Here is a 17,760-nt window from a genome sequence, read left to right as displayed (position 1 = left end):
TTCACCGTGTTATGGCCATCGCGTCAGGCCATGTTCACGCTCCGAAACCACGCGATGGCGCGAAGCAGCGCGTCTTCCACGGGCGACTGCGGCAGTCCGAGCTCCCGCACCGCCTTCGACGCGTCAAAGTACATGGGTTCACGCGCGAGCTTGACGCCCGCCACGGGTGCCCGCGCGGGCCGCTTCAAAAGTGGCGACAGCACCCGCTCGTCGATCACGGCGTACGCCATGGCCGCGAAAAACGGAATCTTGAGCCGCGGGGGCTTCTGTCCGGCGAGCTCCGCGATGAGTTTCACCAGCTCGCCGAAGTGCATGTTCCGGTTGCCGAGGATGTACCGCTCCCCCGCGCGACCGCGCTGATACGCGAGCAGGTGGCCGAGAGCCACATCCTCCACCGCCACCAGGTTGAGGCCGGTCTCCACGTAGCCGGGCATCTTGCCCCGCATCGTGTCCAGCACAATCCGCCCTGTCGGCGTCGGCTTCACGTCGTAAGGCCCCACGGGCGTGGACGGATTGACGATGACCACGTCCATCCCCAGAGCCGCCGCGTCCATCACCAGGCGCTCAGCGAGGACCTTGGTCCGCTTGTAGGTGCTGACGACGCGGTCGGGATCGTTGAAGCCGTCCGCCTCGGTCGATGGGCGCCCGTCCGAGCGCAACTTGACGGCGGCCGTGGAACTCGTGTAGACGAGCCGCGGGCCGCCCGCCTGCCGGACCGCCTCCAACACGCGCCGGGTTCCGTCCACATTCGCCGCGTACATGAACGCGTCGTCGCGCGGATCGAGCGAATAGTGCGCCGCCACGTGAAACACGGCATCGCAGCCGTCGATCCCGGCCAAAAGCCCGTCGCCCGTGGCGAGATCGCCCTGGATCATCTCGACGCCGAGCGCCTTCAGGTGCGGGGCGCGGCCGGGATCGCGCACCAAGGCGCGCACGCGGTGTCCGTGCTCGACCAACACTCGGGCGACGTGATAGCCCACAAAGCCGGATCCACCGGTCACGAACGCCAGCATGGCCATTCCCTCCCGAAAGCGCGAAGCGTTCGCCGGGCGCGAAGCGCCCTTGCGGGCAGGCGCAGAGCCCCGAGCCACGTGGACGGCCGCCATGAAACAAGGTGCTCGTCGGCCTCGTCCAACACCACGCGCACGGCCAAAAACGGAATGCCCGCGCTTCGCGCCACGCGCGCCCACGCGAACGTCTCCTGATCGACCGCAGAAGCCCCCGCTTGCCGGGCCAGGTCGCGCTTTTCGCCGGGTGTCGAGGCGACGCGCGCGACCGAGGCGATGCGATCGCCGATGCGGACCGCGCCGCCCGACCTGTCGGCGAAGCGCTGGGCGAGATGGCAGAGCCTCTCATCCAAGGCGAGCGATTCCCGCTCGCCTTCCGGCGTCACCGCCTCCGAGGGCAGGACGAGGTGGCCCAGACGAAGTTCGGCCACGAGCGCGCCGCACACGCCAGCGCCGATGACGAGCTCGGGCCGCTCGGCCTGGATGAGCTTTTGAAGCCCGTCGGCCGCGCGCGCGGGCCCGACGCCCGTCGACGCGACGCGCCATCCGGAGCGCCCCGCCAAGTGGGCGAACGCCGCGCGCTCAAACCCGAGCGCGGTGACGACGAGCACCGTCACGAGGCGAAGAACCACCGCACGAGGCGCCAGGTGTCGCGCGGCGTCAGGGCCTTCAGGGCGGCCATCTCATAGCCGGAGTGCATCATGCAGCTCGCGCAGCGAGGGTTCTCGCCATAGCCGAATTCGTCCCAGTTGGTCTTCTCCATCATTTCCTGGAACGTCTCGTAGTGTTCATCCGTCAGCAGATAGCAGGGACCTTTCCAGCCCTTCGGATTGCGGTTCGGCATCGCCCACGGCGTGCAGCGCAATTCCCGCTTCCCCTGCAGGAAGTCGAAGTAGATGGGCGTGTCGTAGAAGCGGATGCGGTCGCCGCAGCGGGCCATGATGTCGCGCACCAGCTGGTGCACTTCCTTGCGGTGCAGGAAGATGTCGCTGTGGGACGGATCCACTTCCTCATACGTGAACGCGGGTGACACGATGCAGTTGTCCACGCCCATCTCCATGAGCTCGAGCAGCAGCTCGGCCGTGTCCTCCGCGCTCGCGCCCTTGTACAGCGTGGTGTTGGTGGCGACCCGAAACCCGCGCTCCTTCGCGGCTTTGATGCCCTTCATGACGATGTCGAACACGCCTTTGCGCTCGACCATCTTGTCGTGGTGTTCCCGCTTGCCGTCCAGGTGGAAGACGAAGGTGAAGTTCGGGTGCGGCTTCAGCTTGTCGAGGACGCGGTGCAAAAGGATTCCATTTGTGCACAGCATGACAAGCTTCCGCCGCTCCAGCATGCCGTTGACGATCTCGACGATTTCGGGATGCACGAGCGGCTCTCCGCCAGCGATGGACACGGCGGGCGCACCGCACTCGTCGATGGCCTTGAAGCAGTCCTCTGCGGTCATCCGCATCTTGAGGACGTCCGGGCTCTGCCTGATTTTCCCGCAGCCCGTGCAGGTGAGGTTGCACAGCTCCGTCGGCTCGAGCATGAGGACCATCGGATACCGCTTGATGCCCTTGATGCGGTTCTTCGCCAGGTACTTCACCATGTCGACCGTTGCGGAGAACGACTGTCGCGCCATGCGAATCCCTCCTCCTCAATCCGATTCGACAAATGAAAACGTAGAAAAAGGCCATCTGAAGAAAAGGATATCTCTGGTTTGGCGCGATCGCAAATGGCGCGAGCCCGCCGTCAAGCCCTGTGCGAGACGCACCCGCGTGCGTCGACCCACGCCTCCAGCCCGCGCGCCGCGAGCCACTCCCGCAGCCAACCCAGGATGACGACGGGCTTGCCGCGCAAGTCGGAGAAATCGCGGCAGCCGGTGAGCACGAGCAGGGCGCGGAGGCCGAAGTGAAGGTTCTCAATAAAACGATTTAGTTGCTCTTCCCCGTTCGGCTGCGTCACCAGCCGTACCAGCGGACCCGCGATCCCGACCGCCTTCGCGCCGAGCGCCATCGACTTTGCGACATCCAGCGCCGTCCGAATGCCCCCAGAAGCAATCACGTCCGCCCGATCCCCGACGGCGGCCACAACTTCGCACAGCGACGCGGCCGTCGGCAGTCCCCATCGATGCCAGAATTCGTCGATCTCGGCGCCGCGCCGCCACGCTTCCACCGCAATGAAGTTGGTTCCGCCAAGGCCGCCCACGTCGACGGCGTTTACGCCCGCTTCGACAAACCGCACCGCGTCTTCCGCCGAGATGCCTTGCCCGACTTCCTTGGCCACCACGGGAACGCCCACGCCGCGCGCAACCTCCTCCAGCGCCGCGAGCGCGCCGCGAAAGTCGCGATCGCCCTCGGCCATAAACAGCTCCTGCGCGGCGTTGAAATGGACCTGGAGCAGATCGGCGCTCACCAGCTCGACGGCTTGACGGGCCCGCTCGAGGGGCGTGCCCATGCCCACGTTGGCAATGACGACGCCGTCCTGGTGGATCTCCCGCACCACGCGGTACGTGTAGGCCACCTCGGGCGACGCGAGCCCCGCCGACGCCGAGCCGAGGGCCATGGCCAGGCCGTGGCGGCGCGCGGCCTGGGCAAGCTTGCGATTGATGTCGTAGACTTCATCGGCGCCGCCCGTCATCGCGTTGATGATGATCGGCGATTCCAGGCGGATACCGCAGAGATGGGTGGCGAGGGACACGTCGTCCCACGCCACCTCCGGCGCGGAGCAAGGCACGAGCGACACGCAGTCGAATCCGTTCGAGACGCCCGACGGATCGCCAAGCGCCTGAACGGCGTGCACGTGCTCCACCTTGCGCCGCTGCCGGACGTCTCGCGTCAACGTCATACGGCCTCCCTCTTTTCCTCCGCCGGGCCGGCTGTTGTCACGTGCCCACCCGGTTGAGCGCGTGCGGCGCCTTCCCGGCTTGGCGCAACAATTCGAGCGCTTCCTCCGCGATGCCGTCCGCGTCGAGGCCCAGCCGATGCAGAACCTCGTCGCGGCCGCCGTGCTCGACGAAGTGATCCGGCACGCCCTTGCGCCGCATCGGCACGAGGACGCCTCGATCCAGCAGGAGCTCCGCCACGGCGGAACCCATCCCCCCCGCGAGCGACGCCTCCTCCACGGTGAGGATCGGGCGCCCGGTGCGCGCCAGGCTGAGGAGCAACTCTTCGTCGAGCGGTTTGACGAAGCGCAGGTTCACGACCGTCGCCTCAATCTGATGCTTGGCCGCCAGCCGCTCGGCCGCCTTCATGGCCTCGGGGACCATGGGCCCAAGCGCCACGATGGTGAGATGCCGGCCCTCGCGCAACACCTCGGCCTTGCCCCAGGGGAGCGCGTGCAACGGTTCATCCATCGGCACGCCGACGCCGTCCGCGCGCGGATACCGCACGGCCACCGGCCCGTCGTGCTGCATGGCGGTGAACAACATGTGCCGCAGCTCGTTCTCGTCCTTGGGCATCATGATGGACATGTTCGGCACCGTGCGCAGGTACGCGATGTCGAAGACGCCCTGGTGCGTCTCCCCGTCCGGCCCGACGATCCCGGCGCGATCGACCGCGAGCACCACGGGGAGGTTCTGAATGCAGATGTCGTGGATGGTCTGATCGTATGCGCGCTGCAGGAACGTCGAGTAGACGGCGAAGATCGGGCGCTTGCCGGCCGCGGCGAGCCCCGCGCAAAACGTCGCGGCGTGCTGCTCGGCGATGCCCACGTCGAACGTCCGGGTCGGAAACTCCTTCTGGAATTTCACCAGCCCGCTGCCGGACAGCATGGCGGGCGTGACGACCACAATCCGCTCGTCCTTCCTCGCCATCTCCGCGACGGTCTGCGCGAACACGCTCGTGTACGAAGGCGCCTGATTCGGTTTGGCTGCGCTCGGCCACGCATGCCACTTGTCCTCGGAGCTCTCCGCCTGAGGATAACCCTTGCCCTTCTGGGTCAAGACGTGGAGCAGAATGGGCCCCTTGAGTTCCTTCACGCGCTCGAGCACCGGAATGAGCTGCCGAAGGTCATGGCCGTCGATCGGGCCGATGTACTTGAATCCGAAGCCTTCAAACGGCGTGATCGGCAAAATCATGTGCCGCGCCGCTTCCATGGCGCGATCCAGGACTTTGGTCACCTTTTGACCGACGTTGTTCAGATGCCGGAGCAGGTGATCGATGTCCTGCTTGGCGCGCGCATAATTCGGATCGGACCGGAGGCGGGTGAGGTACTTCGAGACCGCGCCCACGTTGTTCGAGATGGACATCTCGTTGTCGTTCAAAATGACGAGGAGATCGGTGCCGAGATCGCCCGCGTGGTTCATGGCCTCCATTGCCATGCCGCCCGTGAGCGCCCCGTCACCGATCACGGCGATGACATGATAGTCCTCATTGCGCAGATCGCGCGCCACGGCCATGCCGAGCGCGGCCGAAATGCTCGTGGAAGAGTGGCCCGCGCCAAACGGATCGTGCTCGCTCTCCGACCGCTTCAGAAACCCGGCAAGCCCGCCCAGTTTGCGGAGCGTCGGGAACATGTCCTTGCGGCCCGTGAGGATCTTGTGTACGTACCCCTGATGGCCGACGTCCCAGATGATCTTGTCTCGAGGGCTATCAAACACCCGGTGCAGCGCGATGGTCAGTTCCACGACGCCCATGTTGGCGCCGAAATGCCCGCCCGTCCTCGAGATGGACGTGACGAGAAAGTCGCGAATTTCCTGAGCCAACGTCACCAGTTGCGATTCGCTGAGTTCTTTCAGGTCTTTTGGGTCGTGAATGGAATCGAGTAACGTAGTCAACACCTCGATTACACCAGAGTGTGAAACTGACGCCTCCGCCTCAGGACGTTTTGCACAGGCAAATCCGCGCGCTCACACCCCCTTGCCCAACAGGTGTTCCGCATCATGAATCGATAAAGCCTGTTCTTACATGAAAGCGTACCAAAGTCAGGTGTGCCACCGCAATTGCGCCACGGAATTTTTCGTGGTACCAAACAAGCAATTTGCAACGCTTCCTGTCCGACGGCTTGCCTGCGCGAGGCGGCGCGCCCCCGGTGCCGAAGCCCTCGATGTTCTATATGCGAGCCGGGACGAGCGTATACGCCCAACCGCCCGTCCAACTCGACGACATCAAACGTGGAACAGCCTCAACAGCGCGAATCCCCCGTACGCGATGACAAATGTCGAACCCACCATGCCGATCACGACCGCGGACAGCACGCGCAGCGGGTGCCACCGCAGAACGCTGCCAATCGCCAAGCACGCATAGGCGCCAAGCAGCGGACACAGGGGCGCCAACACCCAGACGCCATACTTGCCATACTTGCGCGAAAGGGCCTCGGCCTTCTCCATGCGCTTGCGCACAAACCGAAACCGATGCATCACGTGGCGCATCCCGACCATCAGGATGGGCACGGCGATCATATTGGCGAGGATGGAGATGCCCGCGCCAGTCGGCGGATCGAACCCAAGCGGAATGCTGGCGGCCGCCGCAGGCTGCGCCTCGAGAACGATGGACGTGCCGATGAGCGAAAGGGTCGACCAGACGCGCCCTTGACTGAATCCGAGCGCGAGACTGCCCGCAAAGAACAGGGTGGAGACCGCGGCGCTGTACAGCAATAGCCGCCAGAACGGGAGTCGAGCCACGACGGAGGTCCATGAACGGATCACTTGCCACACCTCCAGGCGTGATGGGGCGTGCGATGAGCAGCTTGACGACTGCGGCATGGGATGGAAAGCGCACCGGACGTTGAACGCGGCGAAGACGAGCGAGGCACCTTTTCCATGCATTGTACCTCAATCGGGGCGAAGCGGATGCGGGCTTGTTCCTTCCTAATACTTACGAACGTCACGGCCGGCGCATGCGAACCCGTGGGCCGCTTCCGCTCGCGCGTTTCTTTTGATGAGATTTTGAGGCGCGGACTCGTATGTTGGGTTCGCCGGCGCGTCCGAGGAATCCGCTCGGTCGAAACGCCTGCTCAATGGAGTCGTGCCGCGCCTAAAACCTTCGAACGGAGGATACATGGCGGACGGCAACCTCGTTTTGTCCGTCCCATCAGCTCCCAACCCCGTGACGGGCGGCTTTGACGTGTTTTACGTCGCGGCTTCGTCCTCTCGAGAACAGGCGCTGCTCAACCCCGCGGGACTGTGGCCGCCAGCCGCCCCACGCCTCAGGCCGTGAACCCACACGATGGTACGCGAAACGACTCGGCGTCCGCGCGCTCGCCCGGGCCGTTTGCGCATTTGCTTGCTTTTTCGAAGCAAGTTCGAGATGGGTCCGGTACAATAGGTGAGCTTCGCGAGAGAGAAGAGGGGGCAAGGTGCTCGTGGGAAAGCGATACTTGTACGAAGTCGACCTCATGCGGGCGTTCGTGATCCTCGGCGTTCTCACGGTCCACACGCTGTCGTTCTTCAACGTGCTCAACAACGACGGCACCATCGGCTTTTTGACGCTCGGATCTCTCATCACGGCGACCCACTTCACGCGCGAGACGTTCATGTTCGTGACCGGCGTGGTTCTGTTCACCACCTACATGCAACAGGATCCCTTTCGGCCGCTCACGTTTTGGCGCAAACGATTTCAACTCATCGTCATTCCGTACGTGGTATGGACTCTCGCGTACATCGCGTTCGTGGCCGGGCTCACGCCGGACTACACATGGACCTGGTCAAATCTGTTTCCGGCTGTGGTCCACAACCTCTTGACGGGCAACATGTTTTTCCTCTATTTTCTCGTGGTTTCCATGCAGTTCTATTTGATATTCCCGCTCCTGCTCGTCGCCATCCGGCGCTCCACCAAGTACCACGTACATCTTCTCGTCGCGAGTTTCGCACTGCAGATCTGCCTCATGTGGCTCAATCAGAACGTGCTCGACAACCTCACGCCCAACGGATGGCCGAAGTGGTTGTACGATCTGTACACGTACCGGGATCGAAATCTGCTGATGTACCAATTCTGGTTCATTGCCGGCGGCATCCTGGCTTGCCACTACGACGACGTCGTCAGATGGATGGAACGGCACCGCAAGGCCCTGTTCGTCGCCTTGGCCGCTTCGCTCGCCGTGCTATTCGGACACTACTTTCTCGAACGCCTGGTCCTGCACGACAGCGAGGACGACGCCGAGTTGGTGCTGCAGCCCATCATGGTGCCGTACAGCCTCGTGGTGACATGCGCCCTTTGGTACGCGGGCCTGGCCTGGTCCAAGCGCCGAGAACTGCCCGGCTGGCGCGCGTTTTCGCGTTTCGTCCGCACGGCTTCCCAGACGTCGTTCGGCATCTATCTCATTCAGCCGTTTCCGCTGTATGCCATGGAAGTCGTGATCGACGATCTCGACGGCCGCGGGATCCCCGTGTGGCTCCACTACGCCTTGTTGCCTCCGGCCATCTTGTTCGCCTATTTCTCGTCGATGCTCGTCGCGTACATCCTGATGAAGATCCCCTTCGTGTCCTACGTGGTCGGCCGCACGACCAAGCGGCGGAGAGTCCCTGGAGAATCGGTCCGGCACGCCGCCTGATGGGCCTCAGGGGCGCCTCATCCGCGCCCCTTCTCCACCATCGCTCGCAACGTCACATAGTCGGTCTTCCCGCTTCCGAGCAGAGGAAATTCGTCGATCACGCGGATCTCCGCCGGGACGTGCATGCGCGAGTACCCCAGGCCATCGACGAGATCGCGCATGGGAGCGAGGCTCAGGCCCTTGTGCGTCGTCACCAGCACGATCCGCTCGCCTCGCGCCGCATCCGGGACGGAGACGGCGGCAAACGCCGGATCGCCATAGGCGCGCGCGGCCAGCTGTTCGACGAGGTTGAGCGAGATCATCTCACCGGCGATTTTGGCGAACCGCTTCAGCCGGCCCACAATCGTTACAAACCCGTCCTCATCGACGTCGACGACGTCTCCCGTGTTGTACCACCCGGTCTGCTGAACGAAGCCCTCCCCATGCACGAGATAGCCCTTCATCACGTTCGGCCCTTGCACGTGGAGCAGTCCCCCTTGATCGATCCCGTCCACAGGTTCGAGCCGCCAGCGAATGCCCGGCAGAAATCGCCCCACGGAACCCTGCTTGTGGTTGATGGGCGTATCCAGTGACAAGATGGGCGACGTCTCGGTAGCACCGTAGCCCTGCATGATCTGAAGCCCAAACTTCGCGAGCCATGCCTGCTCCACCTCGGGCTTCAGGCGCTCGGCCCCGGCCACCGCGTAGCGAAGGTGCGCAAACTGGTCGGGCGTCGCGTTCTGCCCGTACTTCTCCAGAAAGGACGACGTGCCGAAGAGAATCGTCGATCGCTCCTGCCCGCAGATCTCGGGAATGCGCTTATAGTGAAGCGGCGACGGATACAGATAGACCTGGATGCCCGCGATGAGCGGCAGAAGGGCTCCGGCCGTGAGCCCAAACGAGTGGAACATGGGCATGGCGTTCAGCATGCGATCCTCGGTGCCGAAGTCGATGACGGATCGCGTCTGCTGCACGTTGGCATAAATGTTCCCGTGCGACAGAACCACGCCGCGAGGCCGATATTCGCTGCCCGACGTGAACAGGATGATTTCCCGCGCGCCGGGATGCGCCGGCCGGCGGCGGGCGAAGGCCCACATCCCGGCCAGTTTGGCGCCCATCCCGATGCGCTTGCGCACGTCCTCCATGTAATGAAGTTGGTACCGCGCCGAGAGCGCCTGCTCGAGCTCCTGCAGCTGTCCCTTCTCGATAAACTCTCGCGCCGTCAGGATGACGTCGATGTCCGCCGTCTCGCACGCGTCCACCACGGTCTGCACCCCGCTCGAGTAGTTGAGCATCACCGGAGTCAGCCCTGCGTAGAACATGGCGAACAGAACCACCACGTGCCCCACCGAGTTCGGAAGCATGACGCCCACGCGCTGGCGATGGTGGAGGAGCCGTCGCAGCGCGGTGCCGAGCACGTAACTCTGAAGGAGGACGTCCCGGTAGCGGGCGTGATTCGACATGTCTTTGACGATCACGCGATCCTCCCCGTAATACCGGGCGGATCGCACCAGTTCATCGAACAGGTTGACCGTCTCGGGCGCGCGCGGCCCCATGTAGGTGTCCAGCAAAAACTGTTGCAGGATGTTGAGCGCCGAACGCGGATCGTCAAAAGGCAATGGGCGATCCTCGCCGATGACAAGCGAGTGGCCGTACACCGGAATGACCGGAATCTTCCTTTCGGTGGCGTAGCGCGCCACGGCCTGAAAGCCTCGTTGATCGGTGTCGAGCGCGACGAGCGCGGGCCCGTCCGCCAGAGCCTCCATGAGCGGCTTGAGCGTGATGGGCCGCTCGGCGTCGATCACGGCCACCCGCCGCGATCCCAACGAAGCCGCGTAGCGCTCCTTCACCTTGTCGTTGACGAAGACCGGAAGATCGGCCGGAAAGAGCGCCAAGGTCTCTCGAAACCGAGTGTGCAAGGTGACGTTCAGCAAATAGATGGCAGGCCTGCTCCAACGATCATGAGAAGATAGCGCTTTCATCGTCATCTCCTATCACATCGCAAAGTCGGCGCTTGTGGCACCAGTGTAGCACGGCCTGGCGCATTCGGATACGCCCATTTATGGTATGCTGGAACGGACGGACATTTCTGACGAGTGGGAGAGGACCGCACATGAAGTTCTCCGAGATGAAGTATCAGCGTCCGGACCTGGCAGGGCTGAAACACGACGTTCAGCGGCTCATCGACGAATTTGAGGCAGCCACCACGCCCGAGGCCGCGCTCGATGCCCTGCAGGAAGTGAATCGCCTCCGTATGGACTTCCAGACCATGTTTGAGCTCGCGTACATCCGCAACTCCATCGACACGCGGGACGAATTTTACAAGGCGGAGAAGGCGTTTTTCGACGAGGCATCGCCGGAAGTGGAAGCGCTTGAGACCCGGCTGCGCCAGGCGCTCATCGCCTCGCCGCACCGCCCAGCTCTCGAGGAGCGGCTCGGACGGCAGTGGTTTCGTCTGGCCGAGGTGCAGACGAGATCGTTCGGCGACGCGATTGTGGAAGATCTGCAGCAGGTGAACGCACGCGTCACCGACTACAATCAGCTCGTGGCAAGCGCGCGCATCCCGTTTGCCGGAGAGACGTACAACCTCAGCCAGATGGTGAAATTCACCCAGTCCACGGACAGGGAAACGCGGGAAAACGCCGTTCGGGCGATGTTCGGTTTCTTCCACGAACACAGCGACGCCTTCGACCAAATCTACGACGATCTCGTCCGCATGCGCACGGCCATGGCTCACAAGCTCGGATACGCAAACTTTGTGCAAATGGGCTACGACCGCATGAACCGAACGGACTACGGCCCCGCGGAAACCGCCGCCTTTCGGGAGGCCATCCGCAAGCACGTCGTGCCCCTCGCCGCCGAGATCCGCGAAAAACAGCGTGAACGACTTGGCGTCGACGCCCTGCGCATGCACGACATCAGCCTCTGGTTCCGCGATGGCAACCCGCAGCCCAAGGGAGACCCGGCGTGGATTCTGGAAAACGGCCGCCGGATGTATCGAGAGCTGTCGCCTGAGACGGACGCGTTCTTCCAGTTCATGTTGGATCACGAACTCATGGATCTGCTGAGCCGCGACGGCAAGCGTGTCGGCGGCTATTGCACCTTTATCCCGAACGCCAAGGCGCCCTTTATCTTCGCCAACTTCAACGGCACCCTGGGCGATGTGACCGTGCTCACGCACGAGGCGGGCCATGCCTTTCAGGCGTACCAATCGCGCGACATGAAACTGCCGGAGTACTTCTTCCCGACATCCGAGGCGGCCGAGATCGACTCGATGAGCATGGAGTTCTTCACGTGGAAGTGGATGCCGCTCTTCTTCCAAGAGGATGCGGACAAATTCTATTACACGCACCTCGCGGATTCCGTGGCGTCCATCGCTTACATGGCCGCGGTCGACGAATTCCAGCACGCCGTCTACGAACAGCCGAACCTGAGTCCGGCCGACCGAAAGACCAAGTGGCGAGAGCTGGAGCGCACGTACCTGGGCAGGGGCGATGGCTTTTACGAAGGCATTCCCTATCTTGAAGAGGGCGGTTTCTGGCAGCGCCAACTGCACATTTACAACTATCCGTTTTATTACATCGACTATGCGCTCGCGCAGGTCTGCGCGCTGCAGTACTTCATCTGGATGCAGGAGCAGCCGGCCGAAGCTTGGAACTCGTACCTCCGCCTGTGCAGCTTGGGCGGCAGCCGCTCATTCCTCGAACTGGTGGCCGAGGCCGGCCTGCGTTCGCCGTTTGACGAATCCACGCTCGCAGACGTCGTGCCGCGCATTCGAGACACCTTGAACCAACTCGAACGGCGACTGTCCTCCTGAGCGAACCGGTCCCTCCGAAGATGGGCCCGAGCCGGCCTCGGCTAGGGCCCCAATCACCGCCTGCGAGCCAGCCACCACACGAAGGCGATGATGGCGATGACCAGGATGAGCGTGAATGGAATGTGCCTCGCAATCCCGTAACCGATGCCGAAGCCGAGCCCATGCACCAGGCCGTTCAGAAACATGTGCCCGAGGCCGTAACCCCCGTATCCGTAACCGTAGCTATGAGAAAAGAAACCTCGCGAAAAGACATGCGACGCCCCAAATCCCCGGAGCCACCACATGGACAGTCCTCCTCAAATTTTACGTGGCCTTCACAAAAACGGAGCCTTTCCTTCATACGCACCCTTCATCATACCATTAGCGTTTTCCCGCGCGAGACTTACCTTGGAGGTCCTGAACCGTGCGACGCAGACGCCTTAAGCAAGCCGCGGTGGCGGCGGCATGGGGATTTGCGGCCGCTCTCCTGGGCGGCATGTGCGATGTCGCGCTGCATCGAGCCGATGCGCCGATTGCAAGTGGAGCCACCACCATGGACATGCAGAACGCGACAGGAGACGACCAACCGCCCCCGACCCCTCCACCTTCGCTCACGAAGGCTCAAATTCAGGCAGAGGAGCAGGACGCCGTCAACCTGATGAACGAGGTGGCGCTCAAGCCCCGCATCTTGCCGGGCGGCGTCAAACAGTTCACGCTGACTGGGTCCAAGTTCGGGTGGAACTTCTACCGCAACGTCAACCTCTGGGCATGGGGCTACAACGGCCAAATCCCAGGGCCGCTCATCCGCGTACAGGTGGGCGATCGCGTCGAAATCGTGGTTCACAACGATCTCCCGGAACCGACGACCGTGCATTGGCACGGCCTCGCGGTCCCCAACGCCATGGACGGCGTGCCTGGGTTCCCAGAGCCAGCCATTCAGCCCGGGGGCACCTTTGTGTACCGATTCACCGTCACGAGTCAAATGATCGGCACGCATTGGTACCACAGCCATTACGACGACGACTATCAGGTCGACGCGGGACTGAACGGCGTGATCATCGTCGATCCGAAGACCGTTCCGCCGTCCATGCGCCACGTCCGCGACGTCCTGTTCGTGCTCGGCGCTGGCAAGCAGGACGGATCGGACAACGAAAACACGTTTCTCATCAACGGCAAGGCGTATCCGGACACGCCTCAGTTGACGGTCAAGCGCGGTACGACGGTCTACCTCCGCATCGTCAACGCGTGCGCGGAGACGTTTCACGCCATGACCATCGACGGATACGACGTCAAGATCGTGGCCGAAGACGGGCAACCGCAGCCGGATCCCCAGACGGTCAGCGTGGTCTCCATCGCGCCGAGCGAAACGGTGGACGTCGAATTCACGGCAAATCGGACCGGAACCTTCCCATTCCACGACACGGTTGCGAGTTCCCTCATCAATCCGAATGACGACGCCGATCCCGTCGGCGGAATGATGACGCTCATCCACGTGATCCCATGAGGAGGTGCCCTATGCGGAAAGCTTTGCGGATGACAGGAGCCGCTCTGGTGGGCGCCGCCGCGTTCGCCCTGTGCTCGACTCACGCGTCCGATGACCTCCGCGCGGGAACAAGCGCTCGAGCGGCGAGCATGTCCATGGCACCGACGAGCACCATGGGATCGCTCGCCAGTCCGCAAGGTGTACCCGACGCGGGGCCCCTGTCGATCACGCCCTCGCTCATTCGCCAACAGAACGAAGACGCCGTCCGCGTGATGGACGAACAGGGGATGGCCCCCGAGATCCTGCCGGGCGGCATCAAGCGATTCACGCTCGTCGCAAGCGAGGTCAACTGGTATTTATATCCTGGCAAGGCGGTGGTCGCGTGCGGCTACAACGGCCAGATCCCCGGGCCCGTGATCCGCGTGCGCGTCGGCGATCGCGTCCAGATCCTGCTGAAGAATGAACTGAACGAGCCCACCACGCTGCATATTCAGGGCTTGCCTTTGGCTGCTTCCGAGCTGGGCCTGGGCGATGTGACCGAGCGCCCCATCCCCCCAGGCGGCGAGCGCTTGTACAGCTTCACGGTCACCCCAGACATGATCGGCACGCACCTCTATGAAAGCGGCACCGAGATGGCGAGCGAGATCGACCAAGGGCTGCACGGCGTCTTGCTGGTCGATCCGGCGCGCGGTTCGCTGTACCCGTCTGCCAAGGTGGATGCGCTGTTCGAGATCGACGCGTGGATGGTGGACGGATCGACGACGGAGAACGCGTTCGGCCTGGATGGCAAACCCTATCCGAGCGCACCGGAACTGACCGTGCCGTACGGGAGCCGCGTCGTCCTGCGCATCGTGAACGCGAGCTCCATGTGTTACCACGCGATGCATGTCCACGAGACCACGTTTTGGCTGTTGGCTGAAGACGGCCGACGGCTGCCCGTGCCGCGGCCGATGAACGTGCTCGCCATCGCTCCGGGTGAAACCGCGGACATCGAGTTTTCGGCGAACGTGCGCGGAGACTGGATGTTTCACTGTCACATTCTCGATCACATGATGAACCCCGATGACGAGGTCGACATGATGGGGGGACTTGTGACGTTCATCCACGTGAAGTGATCTCTGCGTGGCGGCGCGGCCGGTTCCCTCGCGGACAGCCGCCTCCATTGAAAAAGGCCGAGCGGGGCGGATGCCCCTCGGCCTGTCTGCCTGGTCTCTGTCTGTCAGTGCGGAATCTCGCCGAGGAGGTCGGCGATGCGCACAAACTGCCCGGTGGCCATGGACAAATTGGCGGCCACGCCGATGAGGATGGACATGGCGCCCGCCCGCGAGCCGGCCACGTGTCCGTAAGGATCGCTCTCGACGCCGCGGAACAGGTGATCCTTCAGGCGCCGATCCCCTCCCCCATGGCCCTCCCGGACATGCGGCACGCGAAACACCTGTACACCTCCGAAGAGGGGATAAAACCGAATCTCGAGTTCCCGCACCTCGTCGGCTGAGGCCGGATCGCCAAACCGCCAGTCGACCGTGCGGCGCACGTCCTTCGAACTCCGTCGCGCGAAGTCTGTCGAATCCGCCTCGGTGATGAAGTACTCCGGCTCAAAGGCCTCGAGCCGGCCGAGGCTCCCGTTGAAGGCCACCTGCCAACCTTCAAACGGCGTCGCCGCGGTCAGCATGTACGTGGCCTGCACGCCGTTCGGATAGCGAATCAACGCCCCCATGGTGTCCTCAATGTCGATTCGCTCTGAAAACACGCACTGATCGCGATGGTAGCCGTCGTACGCCTCCGCCTGCTTGTAGAGGGCATTGAGCGTGTCGTCGCGCCCAAGGTCGAGGTAGAACGGACACGCGTCGGCCACTTGACACGTGGCGCAGCGCTCGCCGTGCCCAGGCATGCGATCCGGCACGTAGTAATGCCGCGATCCCATGGCCACAACCTCCTGCGGCTCAAGGCCGAGCCACCAGTTGATCAGGTCGAAGTGGTGGGTGGCCTTGTGCACAAACAACCCGCCGGAGTTTTTCTTCTCGGCGTGCCAGCGCCGGAAGTAGTCGGCCCCGTGCACCGTGTCGAGATACCAGCGGAATTCCACGGAATGGACTTCGCCCACGATTCCTTCTTGAAGCAGCCGCTTGATCTCGGTCTTATACGGCGCGTATCGATAGTTGAAGGTGACTCTCACCGTCTTGCCGCTGCGCCGCTCGGCCTCCAGGATGCGCCTGCACCGCTCCGCGTCGATGGTCATCGGCTTTTCCGTGATCACGTCCTTACCTCGTTCAAGCGCTTTCACGATAAAGTGATCGTGCGTCGCATCCATCGTTGTGACAATGACACAGTCGCATTCGACGGTATCGAGCATCTGATCGAAATCCGTGAAGCCGGGAATGTCCTTCCCCAGCACCTCCTGCGCGTACTGGATGCGCCCCTCATTGCGATCACAAAGCCCGGTGATGCGCGCGACGTCCCGGTAGTGCGTGACGAGATCGCGCCCGAACATGGAGATGCCGCGCGATCCGAGCCCGACGATACAGTAGTTGGTCATGGCGGTGCGTCACCCCTCGTGAATAACCACGTTGTTAATTGATTGAATCTCATTGTTGCTCAAACATAGCACAGTTCATTGCGGCTATCAATAACCACGTTTTCATTTGTTCTTGTCTTTTTCGGACACAAATCAGGCGTATCCGGTCGATACCCGTCGAAGTCGCGCGCTGGACGGCGAATGTTTGCAACGAATCTTTAATAACGTTGTTATTTGTGTTAAAATGTCGAGGAGATCAGAGACGGGTTTATGGCTGCGTTCACGGGCGCACGCCGGTGACTTCGGATTGAGGGAGACTCGCCATGGTGAGCATTAAGGATATCGCGGAACGCGCGGGCGTCAGCTACAGCACGGTTTCCAAGGCGCTGAACGACAGCCCGCTGGTGAAGGAGGAGACGAAGCGGCGCATTTTGGAGATTGCGCGCAGCATGGGCTATCAGCGGAACCTGCTGGCCCGCCACCTGGTTTCCGGGCGCACGCGGCTCATCGGCTTCGGCCTCGTGAATCTGGGAAACCCCATCTTCGCAAACCTCACCATCCAGCTTCACCGCGCGCTCGCCGCGCTCGACTACCGCATGGTCATCGCCATTTCGCCGGACGAGATCGACCTGCTCAATCAGATGCGCGCGGACGGCCTTGTCATCTGGGCCGATCTGGTCTCGCGCCACCCGCACCTGATGGAAGAACTCGGCCGGTGGCAAGCGAAGACGCTGGTCATTGGCACGGACGAGCCCGTCCCGCTACCACACGTGCGCTTTGACCGGCGCGCCGGGATTGCGAAGGCCGTCGAGTACCTGCGGTCGTTTGGACATCGGCGAATTGGCTTTATCGGGAGTTCGCAGGAGATCAAGGTGCGGGCGTTTCTGGACGCCGTGCAGCAGGCGGGACTCACGCCGTCTCTGGATTGGCTCTATCCCGCGGAGCCGACCTTCGAAGGCGGCTATCGAGCGATTCGTTATGCGCGGCCCGATGTCCCCATGCCAACGGCGTTCATTGGCCTGAACAACCTCATTACCAAAGGGGCGCTGCGCGCGCTTCTGGAGCTCGGCTATCGGGTGCCGCAGGACGTCAGCCTGATTGGCTACGACAATCTGCCCGACATGCAGTTCGCGGAGGTGCCCATCACCACCGTGGGGCCGTCGTTGGAGGAAGTCGCCGACTTCGCGGCGCACCGCGTCGTGGACATGATCGACGGCAAGCCCGGACCGGACGCGCACGTGATCGAGCCCATCCTGATCCCGCGCGCATCCGTGGAACGGGCCCCCGACCGAGACGACACTTGAACCTTCGGCGTCCTTCGCGGCGCACGCGGCTGCCGCGCTCAGCCGCCGTAGAAGAGACCCGTTTCGGCGAGCGTCAGCGGTTTGCCTTCGCGGTGGGCGCCGGCGGCCCCCACATAGCCCCCCCACAGGACCTGATAGCCCCCGGCGACGGCCGCCCGCGCCCCGCGCGCGCACCCCCAGCGGGGGGTATAAAAAAAAAAACC

At 63.1% G+C, this 17,760-nt stretch carries 14 protein-coding genes; 5 read left to right on the top strand and 9 right to left on the bottom strand.

Going from position 1 to position 17,760, the window contains the following annotated elements; translation table 11 throughout:
* Nucleotides 1–23: 23 nt before the first annotated feature.
* The 6 genes from hpnA to J3481_RS12915 all read right to left on the bottom strand — a co-directional run bounded on the left by hpnA (nucleotide 24) and on the right by J3481_RS12915 (nucleotide 6,636).
* On the bottom strand, nucleotides 24–1,013 hold the full coding sequence (hpnA, locus tag J3481_RS12940; RefSeq protein WP_206832499.1) for a hopanoid-associated sugar epimerase: 990 nt from the start codon (nucleotides 1,011–1,013) through the stop codon (nucleotides 24–26).
* Nucleotides 998–1,639: a phosphorylase family protein gene (locus J3481_RS12935; protein WP_328702138.1), complete on the bottom strand. Its 642-nt coding sequence runs from the start codon at nucleotides 1,637–1,639 to the stop codon at nucleotides 998–1,000. Before J3481_RS12935 ends, hpnA begins: the two co-directional genes overlap by 16 nt.
* Nucleotides 1,621–2,631, bottom strand: a complete 1,011-nt coding sequence (gene hpnH, locus J3481_RS12930; RefSeq protein WP_206832500.1) for an adenosyl-hopene transferase HpnH — start codon at nucleotides 2,629–2,631, stop codon at nucleotides 1,621–1,623. The genes J3481_RS12935 and hpnH overlap by 19 nt, the downstream gene beginning before the upstream one ends.
* Nucleotides 2,632–2,741: 110 nt before the next feature.
* Nucleotides 2,742–3,836, bottom strand: a complete 1,095-nt coding sequence (gene fni, locus J3481_RS12925) for a type 2 isopentenyl-diphosphate Delta-isomerase (protein WP_236011668.1) — start codon at nucleotides 3,834–3,836, stop codon at nucleotides 2,742–2,744.
* A gap of 37 nt (nucleotides 3,837–3,873) precedes the next feature.
* The gene (gene dxs, locus J3481_RS12920; protein WP_206832501.1) at nucleotides 3,874–5,769 is read right to left on the bottom strand and encodes a 1-deoxy-D-xylulose-5-phosphate synthase; all 1,896 of its coding nucleotides are present in this window, start codon (nucleotides 5,767–5,769) and stop codon (nucleotides 3,874–3,876) included.
* A 327-nt stretch (nucleotides 5,770–6,096) separates the two neighbouring features.
* A complete protein-coding gene (locus J3481_RS12915) occupies nucleotides 6,097–6,636 on the bottom strand; it encodes a small multi-drug export protein (RefSeq protein WP_206832502.1) in 540 nt (179 codons plus the stop codon).
* 656 nt (nucleotides 6,637–7,292) lie between these two features.
* Here J3481_RS12915 and J3481_RS12910 point away from each other — a divergent pair.
* Nucleotides 7,293–8,480, top strand: coding sequence for an acyltransferase (locus J3481_RS12910; RefSeq protein WP_206832503.1), 1,188 nt, complete (start codon nucleotides 7,293–7,295; stop codon nucleotides 8,478–8,480).
* A gap of 17 nt (nucleotides 8,481–8,497) precedes the next feature.
* Here the strand turns inward: J3481_RS12910 and J3481_RS12905 are convergent, their stop codons facing one another.
* On the bottom strand, nucleotides 8,498–10,441 hold the full coding sequence (locus J3481_RS12905) for an AMP-binding protein (protein WP_206832504.1): 1,944 nt from the start codon (nucleotides 10,439–10,441) through the stop codon (nucleotides 8,498–8,500).
* A 131-nt stretch (nucleotides 10,442–10,572) separates the two neighbouring features.
* Here J3481_RS12905 and J3481_RS12900 point away from each other — a divergent pair, with 131 nt between their 5' ends.
* Complete coding sequence (locus J3481_RS12900; protein ID WP_206832505.1) at nucleotides 10,573–12,276, top strand: M3 family oligoendopeptidase; 1,704 nt, start codon at nucleotides 10,573–10,575, stop codon at nucleotides 12,274–12,276.
* A gap of 53 nt (nucleotides 12,277–12,329) precedes the next feature.
* On the opposite strand, the gene J3481_RS12895 is transcribed toward J3481_RS12900, so the two are convergent.
* A complete protein-coding gene (locus J3481_RS12895; RefSeq protein ID WP_206832506.1) occupies nucleotides 12,330–12,560 on the bottom strand; it encodes a hypothetical protein in 231 nt (76 codons plus the stop codon).
* A 119-nt stretch (nucleotides 12,561–12,679) separates the two neighbouring features.
* Here J3481_RS12895 and J3481_RS12890 point away from each other — a divergent pair, with 119 nt between their 5' ends.
* Together J3481_RS12890 and J3481_RS12885 are read left to right on the top strand one after the other, a co-directional pair.
* Nucleotides 12,680–13,759: a multicopper oxidase family protein gene (locus J3481_RS12890; RefSeq protein ID WP_206882499.1), complete on the top strand. Its 1,080-nt coding sequence runs from the start codon at nucleotides 12,680–12,682 to the stop codon at nucleotides 13,757–13,759.
* Between the two features lie 11 nt (nucleotides 13,760–13,770).
* A complete protein-coding gene (locus J3481_RS12885) occupies nucleotides 13,771–14,853 on the top strand; it encodes a multicopper oxidase domain-containing protein (protein WP_206832650.1) in 1,083 nt (360 codons plus the stop codon).
* Nucleotides 14,854–14,957: 104 nt separating this feature from the next.
* Here J3481_RS12885 and J3481_RS12880 read toward each other — a convergent pair whose 3' ends face one another.
* A complete protein-coding gene (locus J3481_RS12880; RefSeq protein ID WP_206832651.1) occupies nucleotides 14,958–16,274 on the bottom strand; it encodes a Gfo/Idh/MocA family protein in 1,317 nt (438 codons plus the stop codon).
* Between the two features lie 302 nt (nucleotides 16,275–16,576).
* Here J3481_RS12880 and J3481_RS12875 point away from each other — a divergent pair, with 302 nt between their 5' ends.
* Nucleotides 16,577–17,557 (top strand): LacI family DNA-binding transcriptional regulator, encoded by a 981-nt coding sequence (locus J3481_RS12875; RefSeq protein ID WP_206832652.1) that lies wholly within the window; start codon nucleotides 16,577–16,579, stop codon nucleotides 17,555–17,557.
* The last annotated feature ends 203 nt before the right edge of the window (nucleotides 17,558–17,760 follow it).

This window comes from Alicyclobacillus fructus (assembly GCF_017329605.1).
Lineage (GTDB): Bacteria > Bacillota > Bacilli > Alicyclobacillales > Alicyclobacillaceae > Alicyclobacillus > Alicyclobacillus fructus.
Note: the sequence above shows the minus strand (reverse complement) of the source record. Positions and strands in the feature narration are given on the sequence as shown.

Excerpts from the sequence above, each read along its gene's own strand:
- hpnA (WP_206832499.1), bottom strand. The coding sequence starts at position 1,013 with ATGCTGGCGTTCGTGACCGGTGGATCCGGCTTTGTGGGCTATCACGTC.
- hpnH (WP_206832500.1), bottom strand. The coding sequence starts at position 2,631 with ATGGCGCGACAGTCGTTCTCCGCAACGGTCGACATGGTGAAGTACCTG.
- fni (WP_236011668.1), bottom strand. The coding sequence starts at position 3,836 with ATGACGTTGACGCGAGACGTCCGGCAGCGGCGCAAGGTGGAGCACGTG.
- J3481_RS12905 (WP_206832504.1), bottom strand. The coding sequence starts at position 10,441 with ATGAAAGCGCTATCTTCTCATGATCGTTGGAGCAGGCCTGCCATCTAT.
- J3481_RS12900 (WP_206832505.1), top strand. The coding sequence starts at position 10,573 with ATGAAGTTCTCCGAGATGAAGTATCAGCGTCCGGACCTGGCAGGGCTG.
- J3481_RS12895 (WP_206832506.1), bottom strand. The coding sequence starts at position 12,560 with ATGTGGTGGCTCCGGGGATTTGGGGCGTCGCATGTCTTTTCGCGAGGT.
- J3481_RS12885 (WP_206832650.1), top strand. The coding sequence starts at position 13,771 with ATGCGGAAAGCTTTGCGGATGACAGGAGCCGCTCTGGTGGGCGCCGCC.
- J3481_RS12880 (WP_206832651.1), bottom strand. The coding sequence starts at position 16,274 with ATGACCAACTACTGTATCGTCGGGCTCGGATCGCGCGGCATCTCCATG.
- J3481_RS12875 (WP_206832652.1), top strand. The coding sequence starts at position 16,577 with ATGGTGAGCATTAAGGATATCGCGGAACGCGCGGGCGTCAGCTACAGC.